The organism is Oceanisphaera avium (genome assembly GCF_002157875.1).
Taxonomy (GTDB): domain Bacteria; phylum Pseudomonadota; class Gammaproteobacteria; order Enterobacterales; family Aeromonadaceae; genus Oceanimonas; species Oceanimonas avium.
Genome location: NZ_CP021376.1, coordinates 2,474,032 through 2,482,500 on the forward strand (window position 1 = coordinate 2,474,032; position 8,469 = coordinate 2,482,500).

General features: G+C 48.5%; 17 protein-coding genes (1 of these 17 only partly in view). All 17 read left to right on the forward strand.

The features are described 5' to 3' along the window. Window positions 1–60 precede the first annotated feature (60 nt). On the forward strand, window positions 61–429 hold the full coding sequence (rplN, locus tag CBP12_RS11360; protein WP_086964538.1) for a 50S ribosomal protein L14: 369 nt from the start codon (window positions 61–63) through the stop codon (window positions 427–429). 10 nt (window positions 430–439) lie between these two features. Beyond that, window positions 440–757, forward strand: a complete 318-nt coding sequence (gene rplX / locus CBP12_RS11365; RefSeq protein ID WP_086964539.1) for a 50S ribosomal protein L24 — start codon at window positions 440–442, stop codon at window positions 755–757. A 14-nt stretch (window positions 758–771) separates the two neighbouring features. Beyond that, window positions 772–1,311: a 50S ribosomal protein L5 gene (rplE, locus tag CBP12_RS11370; protein WP_086964540.1), complete on the forward strand. Its 540-nt coding sequence runs from the start codon at window positions 772–774 to the stop codon at window positions 1,309–1,311. Between the two features lie 11 nt (window positions 1,312–1,322). Beyond that, complete coding sequence (gene rpsN, locus CBP12_RS11375) at window positions 1,323–1,628, forward strand: 30S ribosomal protein S14 (protein WP_086964541.1); 306 nt, start codon at window positions 1,323–1,325, stop codon at window positions 1,626–1,628. A gap of 22 nt (window positions 1,629–1,650) precedes the next feature. After that, window positions 1,651–2,043: a 30S ribosomal protein S8 gene (gene rpsH, locus CBP12_RS11380; RefSeq protein WP_086964542.1), complete on the forward strand. Its 393-nt coding sequence runs from the start codon at window positions 1,651–1,653 to the stop codon at window positions 2,041–2,043. Window positions 2,044–2,052: 9 nt separating this feature from the next. Further along, complete coding sequence (gene rplF / locus CBP12_RS11385) at window positions 2,053–2,586, forward strand: 50S ribosomal protein L6 (RefSeq protein WP_086964543.1); 534 nt, start codon at window positions 2,053–2,055, stop codon at window positions 2,584–2,586. A gap of 9 nt (window positions 2,587–2,595) precedes the next feature. Continuing rightward, on the forward strand, window positions 2,596–2,949 hold the full coding sequence (gene rplR, locus CBP12_RS11390; protein WP_086964544.1) for a 50S ribosomal protein L18: 354 nt from the start codon (window positions 2,596–2,598) through the stop codon (window positions 2,947–2,949). Between the two features lie 14 nt (window positions 2,950–2,963). Continuing rightward, window positions 2,964–3,464: a 30S ribosomal protein S5 gene (gene rpsE, locus CBP12_RS11395; protein WP_086964545.1), complete on the forward strand. Its 501-nt coding sequence runs from the start codon at window positions 2,964–2,966 to the stop codon at window positions 3,462–3,464. Window positions 3,465–3,470: 6 nt separating this feature from the next. Next, entirely contained in the window at window positions 3,471–3,653 is a 183-nt protein-coding gene (gene rpmD, locus CBP12_RS11400; protein ID WP_086964546.1) for a 50S ribosomal protein L30, read from the forward strand. Window positions 3,654–3,657: 4 nt separating this feature from the next. Beyond that, window positions 3,658–4,092 carry a 50S ribosomal protein L15 gene (rplO, locus tag CBP12_RS11405; protein WP_086964547.1) on the forward strand — a complete coding sequence of 145 codons (435 nt, stop codon included), beginning with the start codon at window positions 3,658–3,660 and terminating at the stop codon, window positions 4,090–4,092. Between the two features lie 8 nt (window positions 4,093–4,100). After that, on the forward strand, window positions 4,101–5,432 hold the full coding sequence (secY, locus tag CBP12_RS11410) for a preprotein translocase subunit SecY (protein WP_086964548.1): 1,332 nt from the start codon (window positions 4,101–4,103) through the stop codon (window positions 5,430–5,432). Between the two features lie 26 nt (window positions 5,433–5,458). Then, window positions 5,459–5,572: a 50S ribosomal protein L36 gene (gene rpmJ, locus CBP12_RS11415; RefSeq protein ID WP_086964549.1), complete on the forward strand. Its 114-nt coding sequence runs from the start codon at window positions 5,459–5,461 to the stop codon at window positions 5,570–5,572. A gap of 139 nt (window positions 5,573–5,711) precedes the next feature. Continuing rightward, window positions 5,712–6,068, forward strand: a complete 357-nt coding sequence (rpsM, locus tag CBP12_RS11420; protein WP_086964550.1) for a 30S ribosomal protein S13 — start codon at window positions 5,712–5,714, stop codon at window positions 6,066–6,068. A 14-nt stretch (window positions 6,069–6,082) separates the two neighbouring features. After that, on the forward strand, window positions 6,083–6,475 hold the full coding sequence (gene rpsK / locus CBP12_RS11425) for a 30S ribosomal protein S11 (protein ID WP_086964551.1): 393 nt from the start codon (window positions 6,083–6,085) through the stop codon (window positions 6,473–6,475). A gap of 30 nt (window positions 6,476–6,505) precedes the next feature. Next, a complete protein-coding gene (rpsD, locus tag CBP12_RS11430; protein WP_086964552.1) occupies window positions 6,506–7,126 on the forward strand; it encodes a 30S ribosomal protein S4 in 621 nt (206 codons plus the stop codon). A gap of 24 nt (window positions 7,127–7,150) precedes the next feature. Next, on the forward strand, window positions 7,151–8,140 hold the full coding sequence (locus tag CBP12_RS11435; RefSeq protein ID WP_086964553.1) for a DNA-directed RNA polymerase subunit alpha: 990 nt from the start codon (window positions 7,151–7,153) through the stop codon (window positions 8,138–8,140). Window positions 8,141–8,183: 43 nt separating this feature from the next. Continuing rightward, window positions 8,184–8,469, forward strand: partial view of a 50S ribosomal protein L17 gene (gene rplQ / locus CBP12_RS11440; RefSeq protein ID WP_086964554.1) — the 5' portion only. 104 nt of this gene lie beyond the right edge of the window; the window shows 286 of its 390 coding nt (coding positions 1–286); its start codon is at window positions 8,184–8,186; its stop codon lies off the right edge, out of view.

Genomic DNA, 8,469 nt, shown 5'->3' on the forward strand with positions numbered 1-8,469 from the left:
GGCAGTCAATATCCCGAAAGGGGTTTATTAATAAAGTAATCACTTTAGCGGAGCACTAACATGATCCAAATGCAAAGTATGCTGGACGTGGCCGACAATTCCGGTGCGCGTAGCGTAATGTGTATTAAGGTCCTGGGTGGCTCGCACCGTCGCTACGCCGGAATCGGCGACATCATCAAAGTTACTGTTAAGGAAGCAATTCCTCGCGGTAAAGTAAAAAAAGGTGATGTAATGAATGCGGTGGTCGTACGCACTCGGAAAGGCGTTCGTCGCGCGGACGGCTCAGTCATCCGTTTCGACCGCAACGCGGCCGTGATTTTAAATAGCAATCAACAGCCGATCGGAACTCGTATTTTTGGGCCTGTGACGCGTGAACTTCGTAATGAGAAGTTCATGAAGATTGTTTCACTGGCACCTGAAGTACTGTAAGGAGTCAACGATGGCAGCTAAAATCCGTCGCGATGACGAAGTCATCATTCTTACTGGTAAAGACAAAGGCAAGCGTGGCAAAGTCACTAAAGTTTTAGTCGAAGCTGGTAAAGTAGTAGTCGCAGGTATTAACCTGAACAAGAAGCATCAGAAGCCAAACCCACAGCTGGGCCAAGCGGGCGGTATTATTGAGCAGGAAGCACCTCTCGACGTTTCAAATGTAGCGTTGTTCAACTCTGCCACTGGCAAAGCTGATCGCGTTGGTTTCCGGTTCGAAGACGAGAAGAAAGTTCGTTTCTTCAAGTCTACCGGCGAACTTGTGAAGTAATTGGAGTTTATACGATGGCGAAACTGCATGGTTACTACAACGAAACTGTAGTAAAAGAGCTGATGAGTCAGTTCGGGTATACGTCTATCATGCAAGTCCCTCGGATTGAGAAAATCACCCTGAACATGGGTGTAGGTGAAGCTTTGGCTGATAAAAAGATCTTGGATAATGCTGCTGCCGATATGGCTGCCATTTCCGGTCAAAAGCCATTGATCACTATTGCTCGTAAATCCGTTGCTGGCTTTAAAATACGTGAAGGCTACCCAATTGGTTGTAAAGTAACACTGCGCGGCGAGCGTATGTGGGAGTTTTTGGAGCGTTTGATCTCTATTTCTATCCCTCGTATTCGAGATTTCCGTGGTCTGAACGCTAAGTCGTTCGACGGCCGTGGTAACTACTCGATGGGTGTGAAAGAGCAAATCATCTTTCCAGAAATCGATTATGACAAAGTAGACCGAGTTCGTGGTATGGATATTACTATCACTACCTCTGCTAAGTCAGACGAAGAAGGCCACGCTTTATTGGCAGCCTTTAACTTCCCATTCCGTAAGTAAGGTGTAGGGTTATGGCAAAGCAATCAATGAAAGCTCGCGAAGTCAAGCGCGAAAAATTAGCTGAGAAATATTCAGCTAAGCGTTTTGCACTGAAAGAAATCATCTCTAGCGTTAATTCTTCTGATGAAGAGCGCTGGGATGCAGTGTTGAAACTGCAGCAATTGCCCCGTGACGCAAGTCCCTCTCGTCAGCGTAACCGCTGCAACATCACAGGCCGTCCGCATGGTTTTCTGCGTAAATTTGGTCTGAGCCGCATTAAAGTGCGTGAACTGATGATGAAGGGTGAAATTCCAGGCCTGAAGAAGGCTTCTTGGTAAGCGAACACGGGAGTAATACATAATGAGCATGCAAGATCCGATCGCGGATATGCTGACCCGCATCCGCAACGGTCAGGCAGCCAATAAAGTGGCTGTGACTATGCCCTCTTCTAAAGTTAAAAAGGCAATTGCCCAAGTACTTAAAGAAGAAGGTTATATTGCTGACTTTAACGTTGTTGGTGACACCAAGCCTGAGCTAGAAGTTACGTTAAAGTACTTCCAAGGCGAAGCTGTGGTTGAGCTAATCCAACGCGTTAGCCGCCCAAGTCTGCGCATCTATAAGAAGCGCGACGAACTGCCAAAAGTAATGGCAGGTATGGGTGTTGCTATCATTTCCACGTCTAAAGGTGTAATGACCGACCGTGCCGCGCGTAAAGCCGGTATGGGCGGTGAAATCATCTGCTACGTAGCTTAAGGAGTAGATATGTCTCGTATTGCTAAGGCACCTATCGACATTCCTGCAGGCGTAGAAGTGACGTTGAATGGTCAGGAAATTACTATCAAAGGTGGCAAAGGTACTTTAAATCGTACTATTCATGCCGCCGTTGAAATCAGCCAGAATGATAACGTGCTGACGTTTGCCCCACGTGAAAACGTAGCAAACGCTGATGCCCAGGCGGGTACTGCCCGTTCCCTGGTCAATAACATGGTTGTCGGTGTTACCGAAGGCTTTGAGCGCAAGCTGCAGCTGGTTGGTGTTGGCTATCGTGCCCAGATGAAAGGCAATTCAATTGCTTTGTCTTTGGGTTTCTCTCACCCGGTTGAGCATGCGCTTCCTGAAGGCGTGTCAGCTGAATGTCCAACTGCCACTGAGATTGTTCTCAGATCAGCTGACAAACAGCAGATCGGTCAGGTCGCTGCCAATATTCGTGCGTACCGCAAGCCAGAGCCTTACAAAGGCAAAGGTGTTCGCTATTTCGGTGAACAGGTACGCAGTAAAGAGGCTAAGAAGAAGTAAGGTAACACTATGCTCAAAAAAGCAGCTCGTATCCGCCGTGCTACAAAAGCACGTGCAAAGATGCTGGAACTGGGTGCGACACGCCTTGTGGTTCACCGTACTCCGCGTCACATCTATGCCCAGGTTATTGCACCAGGTAGTTCAGCCGTGTTGGCTTCTGCGTCTACCGTAGAAAAAGCACTGCGTGAACAGGTTAAATCAACCGGTAATAGTGAAGCCGCAGCAGTCGTCGGTAAAGCCATCGCTGAACGCGCACTTGAAAAAGGCGTAACAGTTGTCGCATTTGACCGTTCCGGTTTCCAATATCACGGTCGCGTAGCCGCATTAGCTACTGCTGCACGTGAAGCTGGTCTTCAGTTCTAAAGGTGGAGTCGAAAATGGCAAAAATCGAAGCTCAAGCCGGCGATCTGCAAGAGAAGCTTATTGCAGTTAACCGTGTTTCAAAAGTTGTAAAAGGTGGTCGTATTTTCTCCTTCACCGCTCTGACGGTAGTAGGCGACGGTAACGGCCGTATCGGATTTGGTTACGGTAAAGCTCGTGAAGTTCCAGCTGCGATTCAAAAAGCAATGGAACAGGCTCGTCGTAACATGCGTACTATTGGCCTGAACAGCGGCACCTTATTCCACCCGGTAAAAGGTCGTCACTCTGGTTCAAACGTATTCATGATGCCTGCTTCTGACGGTACCGGTATTATTGCCGGCGGTGCAATGCGCGCCGTATTAGAAGTTGCTGGTGTTCATAACGTATTGGCTAAAACGTACGGTTCCACCAACCCAAACAACGTAGTTCGCGCTACCATCGACGCACTGGCAAAAATGAAGTCGCCAGAGCAAGTCGCTGCTAAGCGTGGTCTGCGCGTTGACGAAATTCTGGGGTAAGCGCCAATGGCTAACAAGACTGTAAAAATTACACAGACTCGCAGCTCGATCGGCCGTTTGCCTAAGCATAAGGCAACGTTGCGTGGCCTGGGTCTGCGTCGCATTGGTCACACCGTTGAGCTGGAAGATACAGCTTGTACTCGCGGTATGATCAACCAGGTTTACTACATGGTAAAGGTTGAGGAGTAATCGCATGCGTTTGAATACTCTATCTCCAGCTGCTGGTTCCAAGCCAAGCGCTAAGCGCGTTGGTCGTGGTATCGGTTCAGGTCTGGGCAAAACCGGTGGTCGTGGCCACAAAGGTCAGAAATCACGTTCTGGCGGTAAAGTACGTAACGGTTTTGAAGGCGGTCAAATGCCTTTGAAACAGCGTTTGCCGAAGTTTGGTTTTACTTCTCGCAAAGGTTTAGTTACTGCTGAAATCCGTTTGAGCGAACTGGCCAAAGTTGAAGGCAACGTTGTTGACCTGAACACCCTTAAGCAAGCTGGCTTGATTACCAAGAATATCCAGTTCGCCAAAGTTGTTCTGTCTGGCAGCATTGACCGTGAAGTGACTGTGGTTGGTTTGGGCGTCACCAAAGGTGCACGCGCAGCCATTGAGACTGCCGGCGGTAAAATCGAGGAATAATAAGTACTATGGCCAAGAAACCAGGATTAGAATCTAAAAGCGCACAAGGTGGGCTGGGTGAACTGAAAAGTCGTTTGCTTTTCGTTCTTATCGCGATTGTTGTCTTTCGCGCCGGCTCCTATGTGCCTATTCCTGGAATTGACGCCGCCGTACTAGCCGAGTTGTTTAAACAGCAACAGGGCACCATCATCGAAATGTTTAACATGTTCAGTGGTGGTGCTCTGGAGCGAGCATCCATATTGGCGCTGGGGATAATGCCGTATATTTCTGCGTCTATTATTATCCAGTTACTGTCTGTGGTTCACCCCGCTTTAGCTGAGCTAAAGAAAGAAGGTGAATCTGGCCGTCGAAAGATCAGTCAGTACACCCGATATGGCACGCTCGTGCTCGGCACCATCCAAGCCATCGGTATCGCTACCGGCTTACCAAATATGATGCCAGGTCTTGTGGTTAACGCAGGACTTGCTTTTTATTTTACAGCAGTAGTGAGCTTAGTCACCGGCACCATGTTTTTAATGTGGTTAGGTGAGCAAGTGACCGAACGAGGCATTGGCAATGGTATCTCGTTGATAATCTTCGTGGGTATTGTTGCTGGTCTGCCATCGGCTATTGGTGCCACGGCAGAGCAGGCGCGTCAGGGGGAATTGCACGTCTTGTTGCTGTTGCTACTGGCCGTTATTGTGTTTGCAGTGACCTTTTTTGTGGTATTTGTTGAACGTGGCCAGCGCCGCATTGTGGTGAACTACGCCAAGCGTCAACAAGGCCGTCAGGTTTTTGCAGCACAAAGTACACACCTGCCCTTGAAAGTGAATATGGCGGGGGTTATTCCGGCGATTTTCGCATCCAGTATTATTCTTTTCCCAGGTACCGTAGCCTCATGGTTCGGCCAAGGAGAAGGGTGGTTTGCCAATGCGTTGCAAGAGGTCTCTCTTGCGCTGCAACCAGGCCAGCCGCTGTACGTGATGCTGTATGCAGCTGCTATTATCTTCTTCTGTTTCTTCTATACCGCCTTAGTGTTTAATCCACGCGAGACGGCAGATAACTTGAAGAAGAGCGGTGCGTTCATTCCAGGCATACGTCCGGGTGAACAAACAGCGCGCTATATCGATAAGATAATGACTCGCCTCACTTTAGTGGGTGCGCTCTACATTACCTTTATTTGTTTAGTGCCACAGTTTCTGATGTCAGCTTGGAACGTCCAATTTTACTTTGGCGGTACTTCGCTGTTAATTATTGTGGTCGTCATCATGGACTTCATGGCTCAGGTACAAACCCACATGATGTCTCATCAGTATGGCGATGTGATGAAAAAAGCGAATCTGAAAGGTTACAACCGCTAAGATTCGGTTATTTACGGAGTTAAGCAATGAAAGTTCGCGCTTCCGTTAAGGCAATTTGCCGTAACTGCAAGATCGTTAAACGCCACGGCGTAGTACGTGTTCTTTGCACCGAGCCAAGACATAAACAACGTCAAGGTTAAAAAGTTACGGTTTAACTTGTAATTTAAAGGCGAGCTGGCTAAAGTAGCCAGCCTCCCTTGTAGGGTGTCTGTACAGTCGTTGCGTATCCTAGACGGGCTTTGCAACGGCTTAATATTTATAACTCTGTAGGAGTGCATAGTGGCCCGTATCGCTGGCATTAACATTCCTGACCATAAACATGCAGTTATTGCGTTAACTGCGATTTATGGCATAGGCCGTACCCGCTCACAAGCCATTTGTGCTGCAGCCGGTATCGCTGAGAATGTGAAGATTAAAGAATTGGATGAAGCTCAGGTAGAAACTCTGCGTGAGCAAGTGGCAAAGTTCATCGTTGAAGGTGATTTGCGTCGCGAAATCTCCATGAACATTAAGCGTCTGATGGACCTGGGTTGTTACCGAGGTTTGCGTCATCGCCGCAGCCTACCCCTTCGTGGTCAGCGCACTAAGACTAATGCGCGTACGCGCAAAGGTCCTCGTAAACCGATCAAGAGATAACGGGAAGGTAGATCATGGCTAAAACTCCAGCTCGTAGCACGCGTAAGCGCGTGAAAAAGCAGGTGAGCGATGGGATCGCCCACGTTCATGCATCTTTCAACAACACCATAGTAACTATTACTGATCGTCAGGGTAATGCTCTTTCTTGGGCAACTGCTGGTGGTTCAGGTTTCCGTGGTTCGCGTAAGTCCACCCCGTTCGCCGCTCAGGTAGCTGCAGAACGTGCCGGTGAAGTTGCGAAAGAATACGGTGTTAAAAACCTAGAAGTAATGGTGAATGGTCCGGGTCCGGGCCGCGAGTCATCTATTCGTGCATTGAATGCTGCGGGTTTCCGCATCACCAATATCACTGATGTGACTCCGATTCCGCACAACGGTTGTCGTCCTCCGAAGAAGCGTCGCGTATAACACTTCTTGTAGGATAGTTGGAGAAAGAACATGGCAAGATATTTGGGTCCCAAACTCAAACTGAGTCGTCGTGAAGGCACTGACTTATTTTTAAAGTCAGGTGTTCGCGCAATCGATTCAAAATGTAAAATAGATACTTCCCCTGGTCAACACGGTGCTCGTAAAGCCCGTTTGTCTGACTATGGTGTACAGCTGCGTGAAAAGCAGAAAGTTCGTCGTATGTATGGCGTTCTGGAAAAGCAATTCCGTAACTATTATAAAGAAGCTGCTCGCTTGAAAGGCAATACCGGTGCAAACCTGTTGCAGCTGCTGGAAGGACGTTTAGACAACGTTGTTTACCGTATTGGTTTTGGCTCTACACGTGCCGAATCACGCCAATTGATCAGCCACAAGGCGATCTTGGTGAACGGTAAGGTTGTTAACATTCCTTCGTTCCAAGTTTCTCCCGAGGATGTTATCAGCATTCGCGAGAAGGCGAAGAAACAAGCCCGGATCAAAGCCGCTCTTGAGGTTTCCGGTCAACGCGAAAAGCCGACTTGGGTAGAAGTTGACGTTACTAACATGCAAGGCGTATACAAGCGTCTGCCTGAGCGTAGCGACCTATCTGCCGAAATCAACGAACAGCTGATCGTCGAGCTTTACTCTAAGTAAAGCTAGCTTCAAAGAGAGGACACAATGCAGGGTTCTGTAACAGATTTTCTTAAGCCGCGTCTGGTTGATATCGAACAGATCAGCTCGACTCATGCCAAAGTGACTCTCGAGCCGCTGGAGCGAGGCTTTGGTCATACATTGGGTAATACGCTACGTCGTATTCTGCTTTCTTCCATGCCGGGTTGTGCGATTACCGAAGTCGAAGTCGACGGTGTACTGCACGAGTACAGCAGCAAGGAAGGTATTCAGGAAGATGTCCTGGAAATCTTACTTAATTTAAAAGAAGTTGCTGTCAAGCTGGAAGGCAAGGACGAAGTCACCCTGTCTCTGACCAAAACTGGTGCAGGTCCCGTAACAGCAGGCGACATCACTCATGGTGATGACGTTGAGATTGTTAACCCAGAGCACGTTATCTGTCACTTGACAGGCAATGACGCCGAGATCAGCATGCGTTTAAGAGTGCAACGTGGACGAGGCTATGTACCTGCTTCTGCTCGTGCGCACACCGAAGACGATGAGCGCCCAATTGGTCGTTTATTGCTAGATGCGGCTTATAGCCCAGTGGTTCGTATCGCCTATAACGTTGAGGCGGCCCGTGTTGAGCAGCGTACCGATTTAGATAAGCTGGTTATCGACATGGAAACTAACGGCACACTTGATCCTGAAGAAGCTATCCGTCGTGCAGCCACTATTATGGCTGAACAACTGGAAGCCTTCGTTGATTTACGTGACGTAAGTGAACCAGAAGAGAAAGAAGACAAGCCTGAGTTTGATCCTATCCTGCTGCGTCCTGTCGACGATCTAGAGCTGACAGTTCGCTCGGCGAACTGTCTCAAGGCTGAAGCGATCCACTACATTGGTGATCTGGTACAGCGCACCGAGGTTGAGTTGTTAAAAACTCCTAACCTAGGTAAGAAATCTCTCACTGAGATTAAAGACGTGTTAGCATCACGTGGCTTATCACTGGGCATGCGCTTAGAAAATTGGCCGCCAGCTAGCATAGCTGACGAATAAACCGGGTCACGGTTTTACAGATTTAGTTAGGAAGGATTAGTTCATGCGCCATCGTAAGAGTGGTCGTCAACTTAACCGGAACAGCAGCCACCGTCAGGCAATGTTCCGCAACATGGCTAGCTCCTTGGTTCGTCATGCAGTTATTAAAACGACACTGCCCAAGGCAAAAGAGCTACGTCGTGTTGTTGAGCCTTTGATCACATTGGCTAAAGTCGACACAGTAGCTAACCGTCGTTTGGCATTTGCCCGTACTCGCGACAGCGAAGTAGTAGGTATTTTGTTCAACGATTTAGGACCTCGCTATCAAGAGCGTCCGGGTGGTTACACCC